Source organism: Pseudomonas guineae, from assembly GCF_900113745.1.
Classification (GTDB): domain Bacteria; phylum Pseudomonadota; class Gammaproteobacteria; order Pseudomonadales; family Pseudomonadaceae; genus Aquipseudomonas; species Aquipseudomonas guineae.
The window spans coordinates 1,893,505-1,919,203 of sequence record NZ_FOQL01000001.1 but is presented as its reverse complement, the minus strand read 5'-3'; the positions used below and the strand labels follow the sequence as shown (position 1 = coordinate 1,919,203).

The window sequence follows — 25,699 nt, the reverse complement described above, 5'->3', positions numbered from 1 at the left end:
TTTTTATAAAACGTTTACGGCAGGGCGCTGACTCTTACTGATCGCGCTGCGTCGCACGCTGTCGGCAAGCATCACCGAACGCCTTAAAGATTTTCACCGAGTGCGGGTTCTGCGCCGCCTGCCACTCCGGGTGCCACTGCACTGCCAGGGTGAACTGCTGCATGCCCGGCAAATGAAACGCCTCGATTAAGCCATCTTCGGCATGAGCCAGCGCCTCGATACCCTCACCCAACTGATCGACTGCCTGGCCATGCAGCGAATTAATCGGGAACGCCTCCTCACCCATCAAGTCGGCAAACCAGCTGCCGGGCAACGCGCGTACGGTATGGCTGTCGCCGTACTGCACAGCCACCGGGTCAGTCGAGTCTTCGCGATGGTCATTCATGCCCGCGACTTCATAGGCTTTCTGGTGAATGGTGCCACCCAGCGCTACGTTGATTTCCTGCATGCCACGACAAACTGCGAACAACGGTAAGCCGCGCTTGAGCGCAGCACGAATCAGCGGGATATCGAACAAATCCCGCGCTTTATCTTGGCCTTTACTTGGGGTTTTATTTTTCTGACCGTACAGCGCAGGGTCAATATTGCTGCCTGCCCCGGTCAGGTACACGCCGTCGACCATCGACAGGTATTGGTCGATGTCATCGATGCCACAGCAACTCGGTGCCAGCAGCGGCACACAGCCGGATAGCTCAGCCAATGGTGTGATGTATTTGTGGGTCATGACCTGATAAGCGTGACCTTTACGCTCCTGGGTGCCCATGGACATCAGGACCACCGGTTTACGCGCTGCTGTACGCTTGTTGATATCGTTGCTGGACATACTTCACCTTGGGACCGGTCAGCCGGCCATTACTATGCAGGGCGCTGAGCACTGTTGCACACACCCTATTGTGCGGTTGGTACAGGGGCCCAAAAGGTCCTGCACCCTGCGCGCAAGTCTGCCAAAGCCGTAAAATATGTCAAACAAATAAGTGCAAATTGTTTGACAAAAGCACGGGCATAACATGGAGCCCTAGTCTGAATTGATCATAACTACATGATAATGCTCGATAAAAATATAAGGCTCATCAGCACTTAGTCCAATATTTTTTACGCCTAACCGAATAGCATCTCACTCACCCAGAACCCTTGCCCAGCGGCCGAGCAAGCAACGCTGCGCCGCCCACGCCTAGCGGATACCTCCTTTAAGGCTGCGCCGGCTTGCTGAAGCGGTAAAACAGGTTGGGCTCGCTGACTAAGTAGAGCGTGCCCTGATTATCCATGGCGATGCCTTCGCCTTGGGGCACGCTGCGCTTAAGGCCATTACGCCCACGCAGCAGTGACAGGCTGCTAATCGGCTTGCCCTCGACATTCAGCTCCAGCACCAGCCGCGACTCGTCGGACAACGCTAGCAAGTGCCCACTGCGCTCATCGAACTGCAGGCTGGATAGATCACGTACAAAAAGCCCAGCATCGCGCTGCTGATTGTCCACCACATGCACAGCAAACGGCTGCTCAGGGTCGCGCTGGGGAAAACCATGAATCTCATAGATACGTATGGGGTCGCGCTCCTTGGCAACAAACAAGCGCTGCCCCGCCGAATCGTAGGCCAGCCCTTCAAAGCCCTTGTTGCCATTGAGGCCGATGCCCAAGGAGAACTGCTGAGACTGGTCAGCATGCAGCTCGGTTGTCGTCTCCACCACGCGCACCTTAATCAGGCGCTGACGCCGCTCGTCAGTGATCACATACAAACCTTTGCTGATGTACTCGACCGCTTCGGCATCGCCAAAGCCATGCAGGTCGATACGCCGCAATAGCTCACCATCCAGCGACAGCTCGATCAGCTGCGCCTTCTGGTTAGTCACGGTAAATAAGCTGTTGCGATCAGGGTCGTAGGTCAGCGCCGAGACATCGTCCTGGAGCCCTTCGATCACCTTGGCCTCGATATTCACCTGATAATCCGCCAACAGCATGGATGCTGACTGCCCCGTGCCGGGCTGTTGCCACTGCTGCGCATTGAACCAGGCCCGTTCAAACAATCGATACTCCTGAGCGAACAGCCCCAGGGACAGCAACATCAGTACGGCAAGACCCAATGACAGGCATTTCAGGGTGAAAGGGACTCGCATGATGACTCACTCGTAGACGGTATCAGACGACACAACGGCGTCAGCCCGAAGCAAGGCTTCGGGCTGACCGAGACGAAAAAGAAGCGACTTATTTGATCAGTTCAAGGTGCTCAACATCGATTTCGCGACTGGTTAAATCGCGGTCAACTTCGCCAGTGATCTTCACCTTAGCGGTTTCGGAAACAGCCTGGGCGGGCCAATGCTCGTCGTCGATTTCAACATTGATGGTGCCGCTGGCGTCTTTGAATTCATACAGCTCGTCTTGCAGGCGCTTAACGATTTGTCCTTGCAGCACCACCGGGGTGTCATCAGCGGCATCCAGTGCTGCGGCCACCGTGCTGACCTGAGTGACCGCGCCGGGGCCGGTATAACCAGTGGCCAGCGCAGCGGTGGAGATCAGCGGGAGCAGCAGTGCCAAGGTGAAACGCTTCATGGAGTAAGCCTCTAGTCAGTTAGGTGATGGCGCCAGACTAGAGGACGTAGCTGAAGCCAGGCTTAATCCGCTTGAGCAGGCGGCGCGCTAGCCGGCTCTTTGCGCAACACATAGAACAGGTTGGGCTCGCTGACGATATAAATATTGCCGGCCGCATCCATGGTCACCCCTTCGGCCTGAGCGATGCCGCGCTGTAGCCCATTCATGCCGCCGGCCAGGCTGATAAAGCTAACCGGCTCACCCTGCTCGTCAACCTCTAGCAGCAGCCGCGATTCATCTGACAGCACCAGCGCATGGCCGGTGCGGGCGTCATAGCTCAGCGAAGAAATATCCCGCAAAAACAGATGCCCGGACGCAATCGGCTGCAAGGTACCGGCCGCACCCTCCTCACCGGGGAATGGCAGACTGAACAGGCCCAACGGACCACGCTCCTTACCCAGCAGCACGCGCTCATTGCGACCGTCCCAGGCAATGCCCTCGAAGCCCTTATTACCGGCATCGGCAAAACCCAGGTCATAAGAGGCTAAATCAGTAAATTCCAGGCTATGGGTCAGCGCGCTGAGCTTGAACGTGGTGAGGGTGCGCTTGCGCTCATCGATAATTGCCAAGCGACCACCAGAGAGCATTTCCACCCCTTCCGGATTGGCAAAGCCATGCAGATCGATGCGCCGCATCACCTCACCCTTGAGGGTCAGCTCAATCAGCTGTGGACGCTTACCGGAGACGGTGAACAGCGTGTTGGTCTCGGCGCTGTAGGTCAGCCCGGACAACTCGTCGTCTTCGAGCCCCTGCACGGGCTTGCCTTGCAGCACCGCCCGATAACCCGGCAACCAGATACTCTGCGCCTGCTCGGCCGCACCCACCCGCTGCTCTTTGGCCCAATAAAATAGCCGATCATCCCAGTGCAGATAACTGACTGAAAACAAACCCGCCGCCAGTAGAACAACCAGCAGTAGCAGCCGGTAAAGCCGCCCGCGTGGGGCAATCCAGATCGACATCGCACACAACTCATAAGAACGATGGCAGTCAGACTAGAGCGCGACGCTTAAGTTTCTGTTAACCGCAAAGCCAGCAGGCACCTCCAGGTGCCTGCGCCAGCAAGGCTGCGAGTCAGGTGTTGGTTATATGGTTATAGCGCGCGGCTGGCGAAACGGCTATGGCCAACCAGCTCCAGCAGCAGCTCATTACCTTTATGCAGCGCCCCCACACCCGCAGGTGTGCCGGTAAGGATCACATCGCCCGGCTGCAAGCTGAAATGCCCACAGATATGCTGGATCATCGGCAGAATCGGGTTGAGCATGTCACGGCTGTTGCCGTCCTGACGCACCTCACCATTGATCGCCAGGCGGATGCCAATATCGGTCAGATCCTCGATCGCATCACCCGGGACAAAGGGCGCCAACACACAGGCACCGTCAAACGACTTGGCTATTTCCCAGGGGTAACCCTTGGCCTTGAGCGTGGCCTGCAGGTCGCGCAGGGTCAGGTCTAAGGCCGGGGCAAAGCCGGAAATCGCATCGCGTACTTCCTCAGCATTCGGCGTGCGCGACAGCGGCTTGCCGATCAGCACAGCAATTTCCGCCTCGTAATGGACGTCGCCGCGACCTTCAACCAAGGTGAAGCTGTCATCCAGCGCCACCACACAGCTGCCCGGCTTGATAAACAACAAGGGCTCGGTCGGCACCGGATTGTTCAGCTCTTTGGCATGCTCGGCGTAGTTGCGGCCAATGCACACCACCTTGCCCATGGGAAAGTGGATATGGGTGCCATCGACATACTGATGCTGGTAGCTCATGAACAACTCCTTAGGGGTGCGCTGCACGGCTCTTGGTACGGCGGCCGGTAGCTGTCAGTCCACGATCATGCCTGCTGCAAAGCGGCATGTCGTTGCGACCAAAGGGCAACAATACGCGACCTTGTAACCTGGATAAGGCCACACAACCCGGGAACTCGCGGGAACCCGGATTACGCCAAAGCTTATCCAGGCGACCCAGGCTCAGTGCCGATCAGAGCGGAAATATTTTGCCTGGATTCATAATGCCATTCGGGTCAAACACCGCCTTGATCGCTTTCATATAGCCGATTTCGGCGTCCGAACGGCTATAGGTCAAGTAATTGCGCTTGGTCATGCCCACACCATGCTCGGCGCTGATCGAGCCGTTGTACTTCTGTACGGTCTCGAACACCCACTTGTTGACCGTGGCGCACTTGGCGAAGAACTCATCCTTGGACAGGTTTTCCGGCTTGAGAATATTCAGGTGCAGGTTGCCGTCACCGATATGGCCGAACCAGACGATCTCGAAGTCTGGATAGTGCTCGCCAACGATGGCGTCGATGTCATGCAGGAACGCCGGTACCTTGGAGACGGTGACCGAGATGTCATTCTTGTACGGCGTCCAGTGGCTGATGGTTTCCGAGATGTACTCACGCAGCTTCCACAGATTCTGTAGTTGCTGCTCGCTCTGGCTCATGACGCCATCCAGCACCCAGCCTTGCTCAACGCAATGCTCAAAAGTGGCCAAGGCTGCGTCGGCGACTTCCTCGGTGGTGGCTTCAAATTCCAGCAGGGCGTAGAACGGGCAGTCGGTTTCAAAGGCTGCCGGCACGTCACCACGGGCCATGATCTTGGCCAAGGCCTTGTCGGAGAAGAACTCGAAGGCGGTCAGGTCCAGCTTGTTCTGGAAGGCATGCAGCACCGGCATGATCGAGTCGAAGTCTGGGGTGCCGAGTACCATGGCTGTGAGGTTCTTCGGCGCACGGTCGAGGCGCATGGTGGCCTCGACGACAAAACCCAAGGTGCCTTCGGCGCCGATAAACAGCTGGCGCATGTCATAGCCGGTGGCGTTCTTGATCAAGTCCTTGTTCAGTTCCAGCAGCTCACCGGTGCCGGTGACCACTTTCAGACCCGCCACCCAGTTACGGGTCATGCCGTAGCGAATCACCTTGATGCCGCCGGCATTGGTGCCGATGTTGCCGCCAATCTGGCTGGAGCCGGCCGAGGCGAAATCCACCGGGTAATACAGGCCTTTGTCCTCAGCGAACATCTGCAGCTGTTTGGTCACCACGCCGGGCTGACAGACGACGGTGCGGTCGAACTCGTTGAAGTCGAGAATTTGATTCATATAGTCGAAGGCCACCACCACTTCACCATTGGCTGCCACTGCGCCAGCAGACAGGCCCGTGCGGCCGCCGGAGGGCACCAGCGCAACTGCGCGCTGATTAGCCCAACGGACGATGGCCTGCACCTGCTCGATGCTTTTGGGGAACGCAATCGCCAGCGGTGCTGGGGCGAAATGCTTGGTCCAGTCTTTGCCGTAGGTGTTGAGGGAATCGGCGTCGGTGAGCACCTTGCCGGGCTCAACCAGGGTCTTCAGCTCTTCGATCAGCGCAGGGTTGGTCATCTACGGAACTCTCAAACGATTCATGGTCACCCTGAGCACGCTTCATCTGCCAGGGTAGGTGTTTCGCGGGCCTCGTATGCTAGCATACGCCCCCCGTGAATCGTGCCTGCGAGCTGATCTGCGGGCTGCGGCCGGCGGCGTTCGGCCTCTTCCCTGACACTCTATTGTGGGACAACAGGTACTCCGATGAGCAAGACCTCTCTCGACAAGAGCAAGATCAAGTTCCTTCTTCTTGAAGGCGTCCATCAAAATGCAGTGGACACCCTGCAGGCCGCTGGTTACACCAACATCGAGTACCTCAAGGGCGCACTCTCCGACGACGAGCTGAAAGAAAAGATCGCCGACGCGCATTTTATCGGTATCCGTTCGCGCACTCAGTTAACTGAAGAAGTCTTCGACTGCGCCAAGCGCCTGGTCGCCGTAGGTTGCTTCTGCATCGGCACCAACCAAGTCAACCTGGATGCCGCCCGTGAGCGCGGTATCGCGGTGTTCAACGCGCCCTACTCCAATACCCGTTCGGTCGCCGAACTGGTGCTGGCCCAGGCCATCCTGCTGCTGCGCGGTATCCCCGAGAAGAACGCTTCCTGCCACCGTGGCGGCTGGATCAAATCGGCGGCCAACTCCTTCGAAATCCGCGGTAAAAAGCTGGGTATCGTCGGTTATGGCTCCATCGGCACGCAACTGTCAGTACTCGCCGAGTCCCTGGGCATGCAGGTGTTTTTCTACGACCCGCTGACCAAACTGCCACTGGGTAACGCCACGCAGATCGGCAGCCTCACCGAGCTGCTGGGCATGAGCGATATCGTCTCCTTGCACGTGCCAGAGATCGACAGCACCAAGTGGATGATTGGCGAGAAAGAAATCCGCGCCATCAAAAAGGGCGGCATCCTGATCAACGCCGCACGCGGCACCGTGGTGGTGCTGGAAGCCTTGGCCGAGGCGATCAAAGACGAACACCTAATCGGCGCTGCCATCGACGTGTTCCCAGTCGAGCCCAAGTCTAACGACGAAGAGTTCGAGAGCCCGCTGCGCGGCCTGGATCGCGTGATCCTGACCCCGCATATCGGCGGTTCGACCGCCGAAGCACAGGCCAACATCGGCCTGGAAGTGGCCGAGAAACTGGTCAAGTACAGCGATAACGGTACCTCGGTGTCCTCGGTCAACTTCCCTGAAGTGGCCCTGCCGGCGCATCCGGGCAAGCACCGCCTGCTGCACATCCACGCCAACATCCCGGGCGTGATGAGCGAGATCAACAGCGTGTTCGCCGAGAACGGCATCAACATCTCCGGTCAGTTCCTGCAGACCAATGCCAAAGTGGGCTACGTGGTGATCGACGTCGACGCCGAGTACTCCGACCTGGCGCTGGAGAAGCTGCAACACGTTAAAGGCACCATTCGTAGCCGCGTGCTGTTCTAAGCCCCGCGACAACGAAAAAAGGGAAGCCTCGGCTTCCCTTTTTTGTGCCAGCCGTATCAGCCTGCTAACCTCGTGGTCGGCCACTTACCCCCGACTGCCTCTGGTTTATGGATAGCTCACCACTCCTGCTGATCAACACAGCCACTACGCTGGCGCTGGCCATTGTGGCCCTGTGGCTGGGTTACCAGATCAACCGACGCATCGATTTTCTCAACCGCTATAGCATTCCTCCGGCCGTCACCGGCGGCCTGCCGATCAGCGCGATAGTGGCACTGAGCGAGGTGTTCAGTGGCTGGCAGATTCGTTTCGACCTAGAACTGCGTGACCTGCTACTGATTGCCTTTTTCAGCACCATTGGCCTGTCGGCCAAGCTGCGGCAAATGCTCGATGGCGGCAAAGCCCTGGCCATCATGCTCGGCCTGGCCGTGCTGTTTCTGATCTTCCAGAACCTCACCGGTGTCGCCCTGGCACTGCTCGCCGGCGAAAGCCCGCTGTATGGTCTGATCGGCGGCAGCATCTCCCTGGCCGGGGGCCATGGCACCGCCATTACCTGGGGCCAGATGTTTGAGGAACACTTCGGCCTGGCTAATGCCAGCACCCTGGGCATGACCTTCGCCACCGCCGGACTCATTAGCGGCGGCTTGGTCGGCGGGCCGGTGGCTGCCTACCTGATCCGCCGCCACCAACTGGAGCCCAATCGCACCGACCCCGAGCTGCCGCGCGTCACGATCAACCAGCAGACCACCTACCTGATCGAACTCAACAGCCTGCTCACCGCCGTGCTGCTGATCGCGCTGTGCTTTGCATTGGGCGCCAGTGTTTACGACTGGCTGTCTGGGCGGGGCATGCGCCTGCCGGCGTTCCTCACGGCGATGTTTCTGGGCATCGTGCTGAGCAATGGCCTGGAGCTGTGTCGGGTCAAACTGGATGCACGACCGATTCAACTGGTGGGCGACTTGAGCCTGCAGCTGTTTCTTGGCATGAGCCTGATCAGCCTGCCCCTGCTGTCGCTGCAAGGCGCATTGGGCCTGATCAGCCTGGTGATGCTGATGCAGGCGCTGGTCATCGCGCTGTTCAGCATCTGGCTGGTGTTTCCCCTGCTGGGGCGCAACTACGACGCCGCCTGCATCAGCGCCGGCTTTATCGGCATGGGCCTGGGCGCCACGCCAGTGGGCATCGCCAATATGAACGCCCTAACCAACCGTTTCGGTCCCAGCCCCAAGGCCTACCTGGTCATTCCGCTGCTGGGCGCCTTCTTTATCGACATCGCCAATGCAGGCCTGGTGCAGTTGCTGCTGGGGCTGAACTGGTTGACCGGGGCAGGCTAATCCAGCGCTGCCAGAACAGTGTCCAGCTCATCCAGCTGATCCTCATTGAATACCTGCACGCCCACGCGACGCAGAGCGGCAGCCGTCACCCCCTCACCGGCGACTCGGGTGCCGCTGAAACTGCCGTCGTAGTTCTCTTTATTACCGCACGACGGGCTGCGCGCCTTGAGCAGGGCGAAACGGATGCCGTGCTGCGCGACCAAAGCCAGCGCCTGTTCGGCCCCAGCAACAAACGCGGTCGTCACGTCTTCACCCTCCACCGTCAGCACCGGCAACAGGCCATCAAGCACGTGGGCACCCTGGCCGCCGCGGATTTCCGCCGGTGCGCGCGGGGTCGGCAAACCTCCAGCCACTTCCGGACACAGCGCCACCACCCGCCCTTCATGCTGCCAGCGCTCAAGCAGGACAAAAGGGCCATGGGCGCCGCCGTCATAACGCACGCGCTGGCCCAACAGGCAGCGGCTTACGAGAACTTTCTGCATTGCTCACTCACATTCAGCCGGCTAAAAAGGTGCCGCACCGCGCCGGCGCAACCAACCGGTCAGCGATAGACGTTCACGGGTCGCAGGCAATACCTCATGGGGCATGTCTGCCGAAAGGAACACCAGCAGACTGCCTGCGTGCGGCAATACATCACGGCAGCTGCCATCGGCTAGGTGCAGGCGCAACGCACCGCCCTCCTCAGCCCGCCAATCCTCATTGAGATAAAACACCACCGACACAGCGCGGCGGTCATCATCACGAAAACGATCCAGATGTTTTTTGTAATAGGCGCCGGGCGGGTACAAGGCAAAGTGGCTTTCGAAATCCTCCAGGCCCAGATACAGCGCCTGATTGAGCGCCTGACGCACCGCATCCATAACCGCTAGGTATTGATCGCACGCGGCGTTTTGCCCAGCATCCAACCACTGAATATGGTCGCCGCGCAGCCCTTCGCTGATCACCGCCAGGGCGCTACGACCGACGCCGGCCTGCACCAATAAACCGGCGGCTGCACGCTTACGGCACTCTTCGGCCAGTTCAAGGGTCAGAGTGGGGGCAATGAAGTGTGTTTGCAGCGACCAGCCCTGTTCGGCCAAGTCATCAATAATGCACGCCACGCGGGCGTTGAGGTCGTTAAATGAGCAGGTGTTCAATGATCGCCCCGAAGGAATGAGTACCTGCCTAGATACAGGTTTGCGATTCTAGCAGGCCGCTGACTGACCTCGACAAGTGCTTACTGCACACTGAAAATAGCCGCCCCACGAATGGAGTCACTATGCGCGCCCTTGCCGTTGTTCTAACCCTGCTGCTAAGCCTACCCGCCCTGGCCGATGATTACCTGCAGCTCTATCAGGCGGCCGGCTGGCCGCAGCAGCGCATGCACTTCAGCGATGCCTTGCAAGCCGCTCAGGAGCGCTATCGCAACAGCCTGCCGCCGGCGGTACATCAAGCGCTGGTGAATAACAGCAACCAACGCTTTGCCGCCGCTGCCGTGGATCAACGCGCGCAACAAGGCCTGCGTAATAGCCTTGAGCAACCAGCCGCCGCGTTGCAGTTTTTCCAGTCACCCGTGGGCCGTAAGATTGTCGATGCCGAATTGCTCGCCACCCGCAGCGACCAACTGGCGCGCTTCGCCAACGGCCTGCCGCGCAGTGACGCCAGCGCCACCCGGCGCCTACAGATTCGTCATTTAGCCCAAGCCCTGCCAGCTAAGGAAGCCGGTGCCGAAGTCAGCCTGGCACTCGCCGGCGTAGCCGCCGATAGCCTGAGCCAGATGCTTCCCGGCCTGCTCGGTGGCGACAGCACGCAAGCCCTGCTCAGTGGTCAGCGCCAGCGTTTGATGGAGCAGATAGGCGCAGACCTGGATAACACCTTGCTGCACGTTTACCGTGAGCTGAGTGATGCCGAGTTGGAGGAATTTGTCAGCTTTGCCCAGTCAGATGCCGGCAAGACCTACTACCAGGCAGCCCTGGCGGCCATCCGCAGCGGCTTAGCCGTTGGCCAGAGCAGCGCCAACCTGGCCCCAGCCCCCAGCGGGATCTAACCAAGCCGCTGGCTAAGCCAGTCGAAATAGCGCTGGCGCAAGGCCGGCGCTTCATTGGCTAGGTGATGCCCAGCCTCGGGCAAATGCAAAATCTGCGGCGCGGCGAACTTGTCCTGCAACACCTTGAGATTGTGCTGCCAGGCCACGGTCATGTCCGCTTCCCCCTGAATGATCAACGGGCTACGCGCACTGCGCGGCGCCGTCTCGATGTGCGGCACCCAGCGGCTCAGCGCACCGATCCAGGCAGTCGGCAGACTACGCGGCTGCAGCGGGTCGTGGTGATGAACGAACTCGATAAAAGCCGCATCGCTGGAATTGACGCTGAAACGCCGGGGAATCTCGCTGACGAAATGGCGCATCACTCGGTAGCTGAGCTGCGACCAACCCCAGGCGCGAGGCCGCACCAACGGGGCTAAGAGAATGGTTTCGCCAACCTGGGCGACAGGCTCACCGGTCAACAGATAATCGATAAGGATCGCCCCGCCGGTGCTTTGCCCACACAGGTGCCAGGGCGTTGGTAAGTCCAACACAGCGGCTTCGGCCAGCAGCGCGCGCAACATCGTCTGGTACTCAGAAAAATCACCGATGCTGGCACGCGCGCCACTGGATAAACCATGCCCCGGCAGGTCGCAGGCCAGCACGGCAAAGCCCTGAGCCAGCGCCCACTCGATCACATGCCGATACAAGCCAACATGGTCGTAATAACCGTGCTGCAATACCAAAGTGGCGCGCGGCTGCTCTGGCCACCAAACCTGCACGGCAATCTGATACCCCCCTGCCTGCAGCCAGCCCATACGGCTGCGTGCGGCCAGCGCATCGCTAAACCCATAGAACTGCCGATACGCCTGCTCCGCTGGCGACAGCGAAAGCGCTGCGGCCAAGGGTCGCAGACTGGCAATCAGGCTTTGCGGTTGAAACGGCTCTGGCATAAGGCTTCCATTAATAATACGGGACGTTCACAGGGCGTCCGGGCCGGCTTTAACCGATTGCGGATATTCTGCTGTCGCGCCAGCCGTGGCAAGCTGCGTACCGGTTTAACGAAGACTGCTCATGACCCTACCCACGCGCAACACCCTACTCGCCAGCCTGCTGATTGTGCTTTGGGCCGGCGCCATGCTCGCCGCTTACTGGTGGTACGAAGCGCGCTACCTGCGCAGCTTCAGCGAGCAGACCGCATTGTTCTACGGTGAACAGTTGCGCTTGCCTGACGACCTGGCCGGCCCGGGGCCGATTCGCCTGGTGCATTTCTGGGATCCCGCCTGCCCATGCAACATCGGCAACCAGCAGCACCTGGCCGACTTGACCGCGCGTTTTGGCTCGCAAGGCGTAAGCTTTTATGCCGTACAGAAGCCCGGCAGCACGGGCCAACTGCCGAGCACCCTGAGCGCCCTGCAACCGCTCAGTGCGTTGCCCGGCAGTAGTCAGATTCCGGCCAGCCCGGCGGTGGCCGTCTGGGACCGTAGCGGCCAGCTGGCCTACTTTGGCCCCTACAGCGAAGGCGCCACCTGCACCTCCAGCAACAGTTTTATCGAACCCATTCTCGATGCCTTGATCGCAGGGCGCCCAGTAAACGCCAGCAACACCTTGGCGGTGGGCTGTTTCTGCGACTGGCAGGCCGACTGACAGCTGCAGGTTTTAGCGCGCCGAGTTAGTCCGCGCAGATCGGTGTTCATGCCTAGACTCAGCGTGCCGATACAGTAATTGTGACGGGCGCCGACGCGCTCAGCTCGGAGCTAGCAATTTCTCAACATAAGTTGTACAAAGATACTATTATGTACAACTTAGCGGCTAATTTGAGCAGCTCACCAAGGATGGTTGCCACACTCACCATGACTGCAACGCAACTTTTCGGGTCCCTCGCCATGCCTACTAGCCTTTCCCCCCTGCAACAGCACTACCGCAAAGCGGATCGCATCATGCTGGGTGTGATCTGGCTGATGGTCCTCTTCTCGCTCGGTCTTGCGGCCTGGCATGGCACCTGGGGCCAAGCGCTGTTGGTGGGTGGCGGCACGGCAGTGGTGGTGAGCGTGCTTAACCAGCTCATCAGCGGCCAACGTCTGTTGCGATGCGTGATGGGTGCGGCCTTTATGGTGATGTCGGCACTGCACATCAACCAGGCCGGCGGCATGCTGGAAATGCACTTCGGTATCTTCGCGCTACTGGCAGTCCTGGTGTATTACCGCGACTGGTTGCCGATTGTGGTCGCCGCGTTGGTGATTGCGGTGCACCACCTGAGTTTCTTCGCCCTACAAGCACAAGGTGTTGACGTTTTTGTGCTGCCAAGCGGCAGCTGGCCGATCATCTTCCTGCATGCACTGTACGTCGTGGTAGAAAGCGCAATCCTGATCTACCTGGCGCTGCAGAGCCACGCAGAAGCTGTCGAAGGTGCGGCTCTGATGCAAGCTGCCGAAAAACTCACTGAGAACGACGACCAGATCGACCTCAGTTACAGAAGCAGCGCCCAGGGTAAAGTTAGCCAAGGCTTTAACCACTTTCTCGGCACCCTCGACGAGCTGGTCGGTGAAGTGATCAAAGACACCCAAAGCCTGCAACAAATGGGTGACAGCCTGCTGCAAGCCACCGGTCAACTGCGCACCGGTGCAGACCAGCAGCAAGGTGAAATTATCTATATGAGCTCAGCCATGCTGCAGATGAGCAGCGCCATTGATGAAGTGGCCGGGCATGCCGATGGCGCCGCAACCGCTGCACAAACTGCCAACCAGCAAGCGGCCGAGGGCAGCCGCTCGGTTAACCATGTGCGCAGTGAAATCGGCAAGCTGGCCACACAAATCGACGTGACTGAATCCGAGGTTCAGGCGCTGGCCGCTCAGTCCGAGCAAATCGGCAAGGTGCTGGAAGTGATCCGCTCGATTGCGGATCAAACCAACCTGCTCGCCCTCAATGCCGCCATTGAAGCCGCACGCGCGGGCGAGCATGGCCGGGGGTTTGCCGTCGTGGCGGACGAGGTGCGCAACCTGGCGCAGAAAACCGCACTGTCCACCGCTGAAATCCAACAAATCATCAGCGGCCTGCAGCAAGGCAGCCGTCAAGCAGCGGCCGCCATGCAAGAAAGCCGCGACAGCGTGCGCAGTTGCGTACAAGACAGCCAGGCCACTGCCGAACTGCTCGGCGCCGTGGCGCAGGACATCAACGCCATCACCCAAATGAACGAGCTGATCGCCGCCGCCACCCACGAACAAGCAGCGACCAGCGCGGAAGTCAGCCAGCACCTGCACAGCGTGCAGCAGGTGGCTGAGCAAACCTTCAGCGATGCGCAAAAGCTAAATAACGATGGCCAGCAACTGAGTAAATTAGCCGAGCGCTTGAACAATCTGAGCCGGCGTTTCCGCGTTAGCCGCTAGTGCGATAACCCTGCGGCGTGCCGCCCTGCCAGCGGCGAAAGGCGCGGTAGAACGGCGACAACTCAGCAAAGCCGCAGGCACGGGCCACTTCGCGGATGGCCAGCCCTTGCTCCAGCAGGCTTTGCGCGCGCAGGCGGCGCACTTCATCGTGCAGTTGCCGAAAGCTCTGCTGTTGCTCAGCCAGCGCCCGCTGCAGGCCGCCCACGCTGTAACCGAGGGCGGTAGCGCAGCGCGGCAAGTCACACAATTGCACGCCCAAGCTGGCATCCAACCAGTAACGCACGCGATTGAGCAGCTGGTTTTCTTCCAGCTCGGCCAGCTCCACTTCAGCCTGTGCCCACAACACCGCAAACAGCCGTGGGTTGGCGCTGCGTGACGGCCGGCCCAGCCAGGCACGTGGGAATATCAGCGCATCATGGGCCTGAGCAAAGCGCGGCAGCAGGCCCAGCAAACGCCGATGCTCACTCTGCCGGCGTGGCGCGGGGTGACGAAAATCCACCCCAGACGGCTGAAAACTACCGTCATTGTTGATGCTGGCGAGCATCTTCTGCAACAACAGCGCCAGGCACTCCATCTGCTGGCGCAGCGAACCGACGCCCCGGTAATTCAGGTCAAAAATCAGCCTCGCCTGCTCCCCCTCCAGCTCCAGGCGCGCGGCAAAGCCGCCGGAGAGGATGTGCTGAAAGCGCAGAAAGCTTTCCAAGGCCTGGCCCAGATCACGGCTGGCTAACAACAGATAGCCGACCACATCCATTGGCCGCGGCTGCATGGTTTCCCCCAGGTGCAGACCGATATCGACATCACCGCTGATGCCTTCCAGCGCCTGCCAGAAGCGCGGCGCATTGTCATGGTCTTCGCGGGCATTGAGCAGCGGCGGCGCGAGTACCACGCCCTGATAGGCCTGCCGGTAAGTGTCGGTGGGGTCCAGACCCAGCGCCGCCAGCGCCTCATAGAGCAAACGGCGCAGAGTCGAGGAATGGGTCAGCATGCTGGCAATGCTGTTATGCGGATCGGCGGCCATATAACTCCCGTTAATTGACCAAAGACTTTCACTCTTGCTGTATTTGGTCAATGCCTGCGCCGCCACCAGCCCGCACAATGCATGCACACTTATAACAAGGAAGACCCCATGAAACGCACCCTGACTGCCCTGGCCATCATAGTTGCCGCCACTGCTGGCGGCGCTTACTGGTACCTCGACAGCAAGCAGCCGCAACGTACCGGCGAGTTGCAGCTGAGCGCCCTGCAGGCCGCAGTCACGGTGGATTACGACGAACGCGGCGTACCGCATATCCAAGCGCAAAACGAGGCCGATATGTACCGCGCCCTGGGTTATGTGCACGCGCAGGATCGTCTGTTTCAAATGGAAATCCTGCGCCGCCTGGCGCGAGGCGAGCTGGCGGAAATTCTCGGCAGCAAGCTAGTCGACACCGACCGCTTGTTCCGCACCCTGGGCATTCGTCAACATGCCGACCGCTACGCGGCGAAAATGGACATGAACGCCCCAGCCAGCAAAGCGCTGTTAGCCTATCTAGACGGCATCAACCAGTACCAAGCCAACCATCCGGCACCGATTGAGTTCGATGTGCTGGGCATCGACAAGCGCCCCTTCACCACCGCCGATACCCTCAGCGTCGCCGGTTATATGGCTTACAGCTTCGCTGCCGCCTTCCGCACCGAGCCGGTGCTGACACATGTGCGTGACCGGCTAGGCGCGGATTACCTCAAGGTCTTCGACCTCGACTGGCACCCGCAAGGCGTCGTTGGACAGAACCTCGCTGCCAGCGACTGGCAGGATCTCAACGCCATCGCCGAGCTGAGCCTCGCGGCCTTGGAAGAGGCCGGCCTGCCGCAATTCGAAGGCAGCAACGCCTGGGCCGTTGCCGGCAGCCGCACCGCCAGCGGCAAACCGCTGCTGGCCGGCGACCCGCATATCCGCTTCGCCGTACCGTCGGTATGGTACGAAGCCAACCTCAGCTACCCCGGTTTCAGCCTGTACGGCCACCACCAGGCGCTCAACCCGGTTGCCTCGCTGGGGCATAACCGTGAGTTCGCCTGGAGCATCACCATGTTCCAGAACGACGACCTCGACCTGATCGCCGAAAAAACCAACCCGGCCAACCCCAATCAGGTGTGGTATCGCGGCCAGTGGGTCGAACTGCAAAGTCGTGAAGAGCAGATCACCGTCAAGGATGCCGAACCCGTCAGCCTGACCATTCGCCGCTCGCCGCACGGCCCGATCATCAACAGCGCCTTGGGCGAAACCGCCGGCAGCACACCGATTGCCATGTGGTGGGCGTTTCTCGAAACCGAAAACCCGATCCTCGACGGCTTCTACCAACTCAACCGCGCCAGCAGCCTGGATGCCGCGCGCAGCGCCGTGGAGCACATCGAAGCGCCGGGTCTGAATATCGTCTGGGCCAATGCCAGCGGTGATATCGGCTGGTGGGCGGCGGCGAAACTGCCGCGCCGCCCGGCCGGAGTTAACCCGAGCTTTATCCTCGATGGTGCCAGCGGCGAAGCCGAGAAGGACGGTTACTACCCCTTCAGCGCTAACCCGCAGGAAGAAAACCCAGCGCGCGGCTATATCGTCTCGGCCAACTACCAGCCCGTGTCGCCCACCGGCATGGCGATTCCCGGCTACTACAACCTACCCGACCGCGGCCAACGCCTGAATCAGCGGCTCAGCGATAACAGCGTGAAATGGGACCTGAATAACAGCCAGGCGCTGCAACTAGAACCCGGCACCGGCTACCCACAACGCCTGTTCACGCCGCTGGCCGACGACCTGCGCGCCGCCGCCAGCGATGCCGAAGAGCAAGCGCTGGTCGAGCAACTGCTGAGCTGGGATGGCCAGCACACCCTCGACACCACGGCCGCTACGCTGTTCAACCAACTGGTTTACCAGTTAACCCGCGAAGCCATGGCTGACGAGTTAAGCGAGGCCTTCTTCAACAACCTGCTGCAAACCCGCGTACTCGACAGCGCCCTGCCGCGCCTAGTCGCCGAAGCCACCTCGCCGTGGTGGGATAACCGCGGCAGCGACGCCGTGGAAAGCCGCGCCGATACCGTCAAGGCCGCCTGGCAAGCCAGCCTCGCCCACCTGCGCAGCACCTTGGGTAATGACTCGACAAAGTGGGACTGGGGTAACGTGCACACCCTCACCCACAGCCACCCGCTGGGCCAGCAACAGCCGCTGGATAAGCTGTTCAACGTCGGCCCCTTCGCCGCTCCGGGCGGCCATGAAACGCCGAACAACCTCTCGCAACCCATCGGCCCGGCCCCCTGGTCCGTGGTCTATGGCCCCTCAACCCGCCGCCTGATCGATATGGCCGACGCCAGCAAGGCCTTGGGCATCAACCCGGTCGGGCAAAGTGGCGTGCTGTTCGACGCCCACTACAAGGACCAAGCCGAGCGCTATATGCGCGGCGAGTACGTGCCCATGCACCTCGATGCCGAGGCGATCAAAGCCAATAGCCGCAGCCAGTTAGTACTGCAACCACGCGCGGACTAAACCCAATGCAGTAGTGCTTCTCGCGGCGAGAAACAGTTAGGTTTCTCGCCGCTGCACACACCTCACCGTCAGCCGCCCCATCGCTGCCAAATGCAGATAACGGTGATAACAGCTAAAGCGCTTTGCCTACTCGGCGTAGACAGCCTCAATGTGGATGGCATAGCTTCGTACACGAATTGGCTGGCGCACTTGATCCAGCCACTTAAGCTTGCCGTACTCCATGTCGCGTTTCTCCCTGAGTGTTGTCGCGTTTATTGCGACCGAACTAAAGCGGGACAAGGGCTTAGCTGACAGCAAGGAAGCTTATGCGACACGCTTCGCGACAAACCGCGACACACGTGCCGCCTAATTAACAGTTAGAATTTTTAAAAAAAAGTATAGGGATATCATATGAGAAGAGGTCGATATTATCTTGGTCGAGTCGTTAAAATAAATCTTGATCAAGAAAATTTGATGAATGCGATCACAAACGCCCCCATCATAACGATCGGTAAGTTTGACTGGACCATTACTGACATCGAAGACAATAGGCGCGAAAGTTTTCCTTATGTTTTTGGAAAATTGTCTAAGTATGCAAAGGACGGGCACGCAAAAGTTATTGACGAAATTAGCAAGTCACAAATTAACACTGACGTGCCTAATCTTCTTGAGGCAAGCTCACCCTTCGTGTACTTACCTGAGTGCTCGGGTATCGCTTTTTTGCATGTATGGGATGGCATTCAAGAAGATGTGTTTCCTCGACGATTTAAATCAGTAATTGAGGCTGCCTTTGACGGCTTTATGGTTTCTTGCGATGTTGAGCCTATCTCTGACTACCGAGCATTTACTAGCCGGCTGAAAAAACTTAGTAAGTTTACTGAATTTTCGGCAACTGTTTACCCGCCAAACCCTTTGTTTGGCAGGTTGTGGGGCAGTCTAAATGAATACATTGCTAGTCGAAATGCATCAGAAATAGCAGTCAAAGAGCAAACATCTAAGCCAGGAGGTCTAAAATCAAAAATAATTGAGCTTATGGATAGGATCATGGACTCACCGAACTATGAACCTGATGAAATACCTGCAATCGGTGATGCAGCAATTCTTATGGCTGCAGATGGCTATGGACGAGGAAAGGTAGTCGGTATTGAAAGTGGCGATGAGGTCGTAATAAAAACAAGTGACACCCAGAAAAGCTTCCTCCACGATAAGGAACCAGAGCCCAACGAGCTTGCTGTAAAGGCTAAATATCAGCTTGATAAAGTTTCAAATGAAAGGGATATGAAGCATTAATGAAAGCACTCTATTACTTGCGGATTATCTTCATTAGTTATGAATTTCTATTTCTGATTTTTTGTGGCGCTATCTACATGGCGTTCGGGGACTATCTTGGAAGATATTTTCTTAAATCTCCCATAAACGAAGATGCATTAAAATGGGCCATGCTATTTCCAATTAGCATTTGTGGATGGACTCTAAAAGATGGAGTCGGCGTAATCATTTCCTAATGACCGCACAAGTAAAATTTTACATGAATGGCCTGACTACTGGAGGCTTAAAGCTCATTTCGATGTAGGCATTCTAAATAGCATAATCTACCTTCTGCCATGCGTAAGCGTCTGGTTTTTTGGTGGGCTCGAAAAATTTGAAGGGGCTTGGCTATTTTTCATGTTTGCTATTGCAGCTACGCTAAATGCTTATTCGTTCTACACAGCAAAAATTTCAATTCGTAGCGCCCTAATTAAAATTTATGAATAAAAATTCTAACAAATGTATATGGACTCTCCCCACAAGTAGTGAGCAACACTTTGTTTTTGCACTTGTCATCAGCGCGATTGCATTCGTATATCCGGCCTGTTTTGGGCTTTACCGCCCTGGCCATTTTGTAGTTCGCACAGCGGGGGCCAAGCGTTCATCGATCACGAAAATCATGATTGCTATCCGCCGCCCAGCCTTAGACTTTCGTCTACACTCTTCATGCACATCAGCAATCTAAATAAGGAGAGACATATGGCTGGTTGGTATGAATTGTCGAATAGCAGTGACGGGCAGTTCCGCTTTGTGCTTAAGGCGGGCAATGCGGAGACCATCCTCACAAGCGAATTGTATAAGTCGAGAGCAAGCGCCGAGAACGGCATTGCCTCGGTACAAAAGAACTGTCAGGCCGATGAGCGCTACGATAGAAAAGAGTCGGCAAACAATAAGTCGTACTTTAATTTAAAGGCAGCTAACCACCAGATCATTGGTTCCAGCCAAATGTATGCGACTGCGGCGTCTCGTGATAAGGGCATTGAGTCCGTAAAAAATAACGGTACGTCTGAAACAATCAAAGACCTGACATAAGCCATCGGCGCTCTAGCCCCCCGGACACTGCGGCGCATGCTCTGCAGTGTCCGGCTTTACCGCCGCCGCCGAGACGGGCTAAAGCCCGGCGTTTGACCTAAACTCCAGGCATTGCTTGCACGTCCGCACTGGAGGCTCCTTCGATGTCACTCGCTCAACTCACTGCATTTTTCGGTTGGTGCACGGTTATTAATTTCGCCGTGCTGTGCATCACCTCACTGATACTGGTGCTTGGCCGCGGGCCTATTTCGGCTATGCATAGCCGCCTTATGGGTGTTGCCGAAACCCGGCTGCCGCACTTGTACTTTCAGTTCATCGCATTTTATAAACTGACTTTTCTTGTGTTTAACCTGGTGCCTTATATCGCACTAAGAATCACCGCGTAATACCGGCGCAGCACCAATGCCTAATAAGCGGCACAACTCGTTGTTGCACCAATTAAGGCAAACTAGAGCCACGTGTATTTCTCCGATAATACAGCAGTGAATTTTATGGAATTAATATGTACGAAAGTAAAAGCAGCCCATTAATCGACAAAAGTGCCTTCCGCCGACGCATGAGCCTGCATGTGCTTGCCGCGTTTGCACTGGTCGTTATCACGCTGGTGTTGGGGGTTGCCGGGCATGTTTACTTTGACAATATGGCGCTGGACGCGGCGTTGGTGGCTTCCGTTACCTTGACCAGTGGGCTGGGTTTATCGGTTATCCCAGAGTCTACGTCTGGAAAACTCTTCACCGGTCTCTTCGGAATTTTTTCGGGTTATGTATACATTGCGACCAGCACTATCGTAATTGCTCCCATTCTGCACAGGCTGCTGCATAAATTTCATCTAGATGACTAGGCCGTATTGGCTCAAAAACAGCATTCTTTAGCGCGTAAACGTCGGCTATTTACACAAGCACAAGGCAACATGATGACTGAGCCCAACGAGGCTAAGCCCTACTACAAGCACAGGTTGTACCGACTGGCTTCGGCTGTATTTGGCCTGTTCTTGATGGGTGTGGGTCTTTACGTGCTGTGCTTCGGCGTGGTTGATCCCGCTTGGCGCATTGGTCTGGGTTTACTGATTGCTCTGCTGGGCATCAACGCGCTGTGGGCTGCTATTCAGGCTAAGGCAGCGTGGCTGCGCAAACTGGGACCGCTGCCTTAAGCGGCTCGCTTGCCCAACAAGCCGGTTCCCCGCCTCGAATACAAAGCCTTTCACAGCCTATGGCCAGCCTCTTATGATGGGCGCCGTATCAGCGCCAGATTAATCAGCATGCGATGAGGTCAGGATGGTGTTTTCAGAGAGTGAGTTATCGCGGGTTATCGAGATGGCCTGGGAAGATCGAACGCCGTTTGAGGCTATTCACTTACAGTTCGGCCTGAATGAGAGCGAGGTGATTGCGCTGATGCGACGCAGCCTCAAGCCGGGCAGCTTCAAGCTGTGGCGCGAGCGGGTCAGTGGTCGGCAGACCAAGCATTTACAGTTGCGCGACCCGCTGGTTAGCCGAGGGTATTGCCCCACGCAGTACAAACAGCGCTAGGCGCACGGCCGATACTGCATCGCGCCAAGGTCACGGCTTTGAGTGGGCGGTATCGGCCAGCGCTACGACACGCCTCACTCGGTAGAGTGCCATAAGAAAAAGGGCCACGAATGTGGCCCTTTTTGTTTTAACGCGCCGTGCGATCAGGCATGCACTTGCGAGGGGTCGCGACGGTTGTCGGGGCCGTCTTGCTGGTGAACGCCGGTGGTTTCATCCATTGCTTCCTGCAGGGCCTTCTTGCGCTTTTCTTCGGCGCGGTGGGCGAAGAACCACACTAAGAAGGTGGCGAAGGACACCGACAACAGAATCAAGCTGGCCACGGCGTTGATTTCCGGCTTCACACCCAGTCGCACAGCGGAGAAGACTTCCATCGGCAAGGTGGTCGAGCCTGGACCAGAGACGAAGCTGGCAAGAACCAGATCGTCCAGCGACAGGGCGAAGGACATCATCGCGCCTGCTGCCAATGACGGGGCAATCATCGGGATAGTGATCAGGAAGAACACCTTCCACGGCTTGGCACCGAGATCCATGGCCGCTTCTTCGATGGACAGGTCCAACTCACGTAAGCGCGACGACACTACCACAGCCACATAGGCCGAACAGAAGGTGGTGTGGGCGATCCAGATGGTCATGATGCCGCGCTCAGCCGGCCAGCCGATCAGCTGGGCCATTGCTACAAACAGCAGCAACAGCGACAGACCGGTGATCACCTCGGGCATCACCAGCGGTGCGGTAACCAAGCCACCGAACAACGTGCGGCCCTTGAAGCGGGTCACGCGGGTCAGCACAAAGGCGGCCATGGTGCCGAGCGCGACGGCGGCAATCGCGGTGTAGCAGGCGATTTCCAACGAGCGCATTACCGAACTCATCAGCTGGGTGTTGTCGAGCAAGCCGACGTACCACTTGATCGACCAACCGCCCCAGACCGTCACCAGTCGCGAACCGTTGAACGAGTAGATCACCAGAATCAACATCGGCAGGTAGATAAAGGCAAAGCCCGCCCACAACATAAAGTTGGAGAAACTGAAACGCTTCATGGCCGGCCCTCCATTTCTTTAGCTTGGTGACGGTTAAACAGGATGATGGGAATGATCAAGATCGCCAACATCACCACGGCCAAGGCAGACGCTACCGGCCAATCGCGGTTGTTGAAGAACTCTTGCCACAGCACCTTGCCGATCATCAGGGTTTCCGGGCCACCGAGCAGTTCAGGAATCACGAACTCACCGACCACCGGGATAAACACCAGCATGCAGCCGGTGATGATGCCGCCCTTAGCCAGCGGCACAGTGATTCGCCAGAAGCTGTTGTAAGTGCTCGAGCCCAAGTCTGCGGCGGCTTCCAGCAAGCTTTGGTCATGCTTGACCAGGTTGGCGAACAGCGGCAGCACCATAAACGGCAGGTACGAGTAAACGATGCCGATGTACACCGCCAGGTTGGTGTTGAGGATCTGCAACGGGTCGCTGATCACCCCCAGCCACATAAGGAAGCTGTTGAGCAGACCGTTGTTGCTGAGAATGCCCATCCAGGCATACACGCGGATCAGGATGGCCGTCCAGGTCGGCATCATGATCAGCAGCAACAGCACCATCTGCTTGGCTTTGTCGGCCCGCGCGATGGCATAGGCCATGGGAAAACCAATCAATAGGCAGAGCAGCGTGCTGATGGCGGCTATTTTCAATGAGCCTAGGTAGGCTGCCAGGTACAGCGCATCTTCACTGAGGAAGATGTAGTTACTCAGGTTAACAATCAGGGTGAAGGTGTTATCCACCCAGCTGAACACCTCGGTGTAGGGCGGGATGGCGACGTCGGCTTCGGCAAAGCTGATTTTCATCACAATGATGAAAGGCAGCAGGAAGAACAGGAACAGCCAGAGGAAGGGCACCCCAATTACCAGGTGCCGGCCCTTGGGCATACGGCGGCTGATGCTTCGGCTGATATTCATGAGCGTAATGTCACCCCGCTGTCGTCCTCCCACCAGACGTAGACTTCATCGTCCCAGGTAGGTCGTGCACCACGCCGTTCGGCGTTGGCGACAAATGACTGGACGATTTTGCCGCTCGGCAACTGCACATAAAACACCGAGTGGCCGCCGAGGTAGGCGATGTCATGCACGGTGCCGCGTGACCAGTTGTATTCACAGGTCGGCTGCTCGGTGCTGAAGCGCATTTTTTCCGGGCGAATGGCGTAAGTGATGCTCTTGTCTTGCACCGAGGTATTGACCCCGTGGCCGACGTAGATGTTGCGCTCAAGGTCGGGGCTGTCGATCAGTGCATGGGCTTCTACGTCTTCGACGACTTGCCCTTCGAACAGGTTGACGTTACCGATGAACTCACAAACCAGGCGGCTGGTCGGGGTTTCGTAGATGTCGACTGGGCTGCCGATCTGGGCGATCCAGCCGAGGTGCATGATGGCGATACGCTGGGCCATGGTCATGGCCTCTTCCTGGTCGTGGGTGACCATGACGCAGGTTACGCCGACGCGCTCGATGATCTCGACCAGTTCAAGCTGCATCTGTGAACGTAGCTTCTTATCCAGAGCGCCCATGGGCTCGTCGAGCAGCAGCAGCTTGGGCCGCTTAGCCAGCGAGCGCGCCAGGGCCACACGCTGGCGCTGACCGCCGGAAAGCTGATGCGGCTTGCGCTTGGCGTACTGGCTCATGTGCACCAGTTTGAGCATTTCCTCAACGCGGGCGTTGATCTCGGCCTTGGGCATTTTGTCTTGCTTGAGGCCAAAAGCGATGTTCTCAGCCACGCTCATGTGCGGGAAGAGCGCGTAAGACTGGAACATCATGTTGATCGGCCGCTCGTAGGGCGGCAGATCAGTGATGTCTTCACCGTCGAGAAAGATGCGTCCTTCGGTGGGTCGCTCGAAGCCGGCGAGCATCCGCAGCAAGGTTGACTTGCCGGAACCCGAGCCACCGAGTAGGGCAAAAATCTCGCCCTTGTTGATGGTCAGCGTGACGTCGTCAACGGCCAGGGTTTCATCAAACTTCTTCGACACACGCTCAATCTTGACCAACACCTCTTTCGGTTGCTGATCGCCTTCAAGGACTTTCTTATAGGCACTGGAAGCAACTGCCATTCCCAACACTCCCGCAAAAGTAGCGTCCGGCCAATGTGGCCGGGCGTTTTAAAGTTATTGGCCGGACTTAATCTTGGTCCAGCTGCGCGTCATCAAGCGTTGTACTTTCACCGGCAGTTCCGCCGAGATGTACAGCTTGTCGAGAACATCTTGCGGTGGGTACACCGACTCATCGTTGCGCACGTCTTGGTCCATCAGCTCGCCCGCCTTGGTATTGGGGTTGGCGTAACCAACGTAATCACTGACGCCGGCAATGGTGGCCGGGTCCAGCAGGAAGTTAATAAAGGCGTGGGCCTCTTTCGGGTTACCGGCATCGGCCGGAATGGCCAGCATGTCGAACCACAGGTTGGCGCCTTCTTTCGGGATGCTGTAGGCAATTTCGATGCCCTTGCCGGCTTCTTCAGCACGGTCAGCAGCTTGCAGAATGTCACCGGAGAAGCCGACCGCTACGCAGATGTTGCCGTTGGCGAGATCACCGATGTACTTGGAGCTGTGGAAGTAACGCACGTAAGGACGAATGGCCAGCAGCTTGGCTTCAGCCTTGGCGTAGTCGTCGGCGCTGCGGGTGTTGGGGTCAAGGCCCATGTAGTTGAGCACGCTGGGAATCATCTCGTCGGCCGAGTCGAGGAAGCTAACGCCGCAAGCGGCAAGTTTCTTCATGTTCTCCGGCTCGTAGACCATGGCCCAGGAGTCAATCTTGTCGACGCCCAACACTTCTTTGATCTTGGCTACGTTGTAGCCGATACCGTTGGTGCCCCACAGGTAAGGCACTGAATACTGGTTACCGGGATCGTTCTTCTGTAGCTGCTTGAGCAGCAGCGGATCGAGGTTGTCCCAGTTCGGCAGCTGACTGCGGTCGAGCTTCTGGAACGCGCCCGCCTTGATCTGCTTACCGAGGAAATGGTTGGACGGCACCACGATGTCGTAGCCAGAACGGCCCGCCAGCAGTTTGCCTTCCAGGGTTTCGTTACTGTCGAAGACGTCGTACAGGGCTTTGATGCCAGTAGCCTTCTGGAAATCGTCCAAAGTGGTTTCGCCGATATAGTCCGACCAGTTGTAGATCTTGACCACAGACTCGGCGGCTTGCGCGGCGGAGATGCTGACGGCGGCGGCCAGTAGACCGGCCAGAAGAGGAGTACGACGCATAGTGGCTTCCTTATTGTTGTAGGTGAATGCGGC

The 25,699-nt window shown here is 57.9% G+C and carries 26 protein-coding genes; 12 read left to right on the top strand and 14 right to left on the bottom strand.

The features are described 5' to 3' along the window. Positions 1-34: 34 nt before the first annotated feature. The 6 genes from BMZ32_RS08665 to BMZ32_RS08640 all read right to left on the bottom strand — a co-directional run bounded on the left by BMZ32_RS08665 (position 35) and on the right by BMZ32_RS08640 (position 5,945). On the bottom strand, positions 35-823 hold the full coding sequence (locus BMZ32_RS08665) for a gamma-glutamyl-gamma-aminobutyrate hydrolase family protein (RefSeq protein WP_090241365.1): 789 nt from the start codon (positions 821-823) through the stop codon (positions 35-37). A gap of 364 nt (positions 824-1,187) precedes the next feature. Then, positions 1,188-2,111 (bottom strand): SdiA-regulated domain-containing protein, encoded by a 924-nt coding sequence (locus BMZ32_RS08660; protein WP_090241364.1) that lies wholly within the window; start codon positions 2,109-2,111, stop codon positions 1,188-1,190. Between the two features lie 88 nt (positions 2,112-2,199). Further along, positions 2,200-2,544: a NirD/YgiW/YdeI family stress tolerance protein gene (locus BMZ32_RS08655; RefSeq protein WP_090241362.1), complete on the bottom strand. Its 345-nt coding sequence runs from the start codon at positions 2,542-2,544 to the stop codon at positions 2,200-2,202. Between the two features lie 62 nt (positions 2,545-2,606). Beyond that, positions 2,607-3,542, bottom strand: a complete 936-nt coding sequence (locus tag BMZ32_RS08650; RefSeq protein ID WP_090241360.1) for an SdiA-regulated domain-containing protein — start codon at positions 3,540-3,542, stop codon at positions 2,607-2,609. 131 nt (positions 3,543-3,673) lie between these two features. After that, positions 3,674-4,339: a fumarylacetoacetate hydrolase family protein gene (locus tag BMZ32_RS08645; protein WP_090241359.1), complete on the bottom strand. Its 666-nt coding sequence runs from the start codon at positions 4,337-4,339 to the stop codon at positions 3,674-3,676. 211 nt (positions 4,340-4,550) lie between these two features. Beyond that, entirely contained in the window at positions 4,551-5,945 is a 1,395-nt protein-coding gene (locus BMZ32_RS08640; protein WP_090241357.1) for an FAD-binding oxidoreductase, read from the bottom strand. A gap of 186 nt (positions 5,946-6,131) precedes the next feature. Between BMZ32_RS08640 and serA the strand changes: the two genes are divergently transcribed. Together serA and gltS are read left to right on the top strand one after the other, a co-directional pair. Beyond that, the gene (gene serA / locus BMZ32_RS08635) at positions 6,132-7,361 is read left to right on the top strand and encodes a phosphoglycerate dehydrogenase (protein WP_090241356.1); all 1,230 of its coding nucleotides are present in this window, start codon (positions 6,132-6,134) and stop codon (positions 7,359-7,361) included. A gap of 107 nt (positions 7,362-7,468) precedes the next feature. After that, complete coding sequence (gene gltS, locus BMZ32_RS08630) at positions 7,469-8,689, top strand: sodium/glutamate symporter (protein WP_090241354.1); 1,221 nt, start codon at positions 7,469-7,471, stop codon at positions 8,687-8,689. On the opposite strand, the gene BMZ32_RS08625 is transcribed toward gltS, so the two are convergent. Next, entirely contained in the window at positions 8,686-9,171 is a 486-nt protein-coding gene (locus tag BMZ32_RS08625; RefSeq protein WP_090241352.1) for a 2-thiouracil desulfurase family protein, read from the bottom strand. The two genes, gltS and BMZ32_RS08625, sit on opposite strands and share 4 nt — an antisense overlap. Positions 9,172-9,192: 21 nt before the next feature. Beyond that, entirely contained in the window at positions 9,193-9,825 is a 633-nt protein-coding gene (locus BMZ32_RS08620; protein ID WP_090241351.1) for a 2OG-Fe(II) oxygenase, read from the bottom strand. Positions 9,826-9,947: 122 nt separating this feature from the next. Between BMZ32_RS08620 and BMZ32_RS08615 the strand changes: the two genes are divergently transcribed. Continuing rightward, entirely contained in the window at positions 9,948-10,715 is a 768-nt protein-coding gene (locus BMZ32_RS08615; RefSeq protein WP_090241349.1) for a DUF2059 domain-containing protein, read from the top strand. Here BMZ32_RS08615 and bipL read toward each other — a convergent pair. Continuing rightward, positions 10,712-11,644, bottom strand: coding sequence for a phospholipase BipL (bipL, locus tag BMZ32_RS08610; RefSeq protein WP_090241348.1), 933 nt, complete (start codon positions 11,642-11,644; stop codon positions 10,712-10,714). The genes BMZ32_RS08615 and bipL overlap by 4 nt on opposite strands. 121 nt (positions 11,645-11,765) lie before the next feature. Here bipL and BMZ32_RS08605 point away from each other — a divergent pair, with 121 nt between their 5' ends. Together BMZ32_RS08605 and BMZ32_RS08600 are read left to right on the top strand one after the other, a co-directional pair. Further along, positions 11,766-12,338 (top strand): DUF6436 domain-containing protein, encoded by a 573-nt coding sequence (locus tag BMZ32_RS08605; RefSeq protein WP_090241346.1) that lies wholly within the window; start codon positions 11,766-11,768, stop codon positions 12,336-12,338. A 239-nt stretch (positions 12,339-12,577) separates the two neighbouring features. Beyond that, the gene (locus BMZ32_RS08600; protein WP_090241624.1) at positions 12,578-14,077 is read left to right on the top strand and encodes a methyl-accepting chemotaxis protein; all 1,500 of its coding nucleotides are present in this window, start codon (positions 12,578-12,580) and stop codon (positions 14,075-14,077) included. On the opposite strand, the gene BMZ32_RS08595 is transcribed toward BMZ32_RS08600, so the two are convergent. After that, a complete protein-coding gene (locus tag BMZ32_RS08595; protein ID WP_090241345.1) occupies positions 14,067-15,098 on the bottom strand; it encodes an AraC family transcriptional regulator in 1,032 nt (343 codons plus the stop codon). The genes BMZ32_RS08600 and BMZ32_RS08595 overlap by 11 nt on opposite strands. Before the next feature lie 108 nt (positions 15,099-15,206). On the opposite strand from BMZ32_RS08595, the gene BMZ32_RS08590 reads away from it, so the two are divergent. The 7 genes from BMZ32_RS08590 to BMZ32_RS08555 all read left to right on the top strand — a co-directional run bounded on the left by BMZ32_RS08590 (position 15,207) and on the right by BMZ32_RS08555 (position 21,436). After that, the gene (locus BMZ32_RS08590; protein WP_090241343.1) at positions 15,207-17,591 is read left to right on the top strand and encodes a penicillin acylase family protein; all 2,385 of its coding nucleotides are present in this window, start codon (positions 15,207-15,209) and stop codon (positions 17,589-17,591) included. 453 nt (positions 17,592-18,044) lie between these two features. Further along, a complete protein-coding gene (locus BMZ32_RS08585) occupies positions 18,045-18,860 on the top strand; it encodes a hypothetical protein (protein ID WP_090241341.1) in 816 nt (271 codons plus the stop codon). 717 nt (positions 18,861-19,577) lie between these two features. Continuing rightward, positions 19,578-19,910: a YegP family protein gene (locus tag BMZ32_RS08575; protein WP_090241338.1), complete on the top strand. Its 333-nt coding sequence runs from the start codon at positions 19,578-19,580 to the stop codon at positions 19,908-19,910. Between the two features lie 143 nt (positions 19,911-20,053). Next, the gene (locus BMZ32_RS08570; RefSeq protein WP_090241337.1) at positions 20,054-20,296 is read left to right on the top strand and encodes a DUF6868 family protein; all 243 of its coding nucleotides are present in this window, start codon (positions 20,054-20,056) and stop codon (positions 20,294-20,296) included. A 116-nt stretch (positions 20,297-20,412) separates the two neighbouring features. Beyond that, positions 20,413-20,751 (top strand): hypothetical protein, encoded by a 339-nt coding sequence (locus BMZ32_RS08565; RefSeq protein ID WP_090241335.1) that lies wholly within the window; start codon positions 20,413-20,415, stop codon positions 20,749-20,751. A 72-nt stretch (positions 20,752-20,823) separates the two neighbouring features. After that, on the top strand, positions 20,824-21,060 hold the full coding sequence (locus BMZ32_RS08560; protein WP_090241334.1) for a hypothetical protein: 237 nt from the start codon (positions 20,824-20,826) through the stop codon (positions 21,058-21,060). Between the two features lie 124 nt (positions 21,061-21,184). Next, complete coding sequence (locus BMZ32_RS08555; protein ID WP_090241332.1) at positions 21,185-21,436, top strand: TIGR03643 family protein; 252 nt, start codon at positions 21,185-21,187, stop codon at positions 21,434-21,436. A gap of 143 nt (positions 21,437-21,579) precedes the next feature. Here BMZ32_RS08555 and BMZ32_RS08550 read toward each other — a convergent pair whose 3' ends face one another. Genes BMZ32_RS08550 through BMZ32_RS08535 form a run of 4 tightly spaced genes read right to left on the bottom strand, consistent with a single transcriptional unit; the run spans position 21,580 to position 25,666 of the window. After that, positions 21,580-22,473 carry an ABC transporter permease subunit gene (locus BMZ32_RS08550; RefSeq protein WP_090241331.1) on the bottom strand — a complete coding sequence of 298 codons (894 nt, stop codon included), beginning with the start codon at positions 22,471-22,473 and terminating at the stop codon, positions 21,580-21,582. Next, on the bottom strand, positions 22,470-23,351 hold the full coding sequence (locus tag BMZ32_RS08545; RefSeq protein ID WP_167376744.1) for an ABC transporter permease subunit: 882 nt from the start codon (positions 23,349-23,351) through the stop codon (positions 22,470-22,472). The genes BMZ32_RS08550 and BMZ32_RS08545 overlap by 4 nt, the downstream gene beginning before the upstream one ends. 26 nt (positions 23,352-23,377) lie before the next feature. Next, complete coding sequence (potA, locus tag BMZ32_RS08540; RefSeq protein ID WP_090241327.1) at positions 23,378-24,520, bottom strand: polyamine ABC transporter ATP-binding protein; 1,143 nt, start codon at positions 24,518-24,520, stop codon at positions 23,378-23,380. A gap of 54 nt (positions 24,521-24,574) precedes the next feature. Beyond that, on the bottom strand, positions 24,575-25,666 hold the full coding sequence (locus BMZ32_RS08535; RefSeq protein ID WP_090241326.1) for a polyamine ABC transporter substrate-binding protein: 1,092 nt from the start codon (positions 25,664-25,666) through the stop codon (positions 24,575-24,577). Positions 25,667-25,699 lie beyond the last annotated feature (33 nt).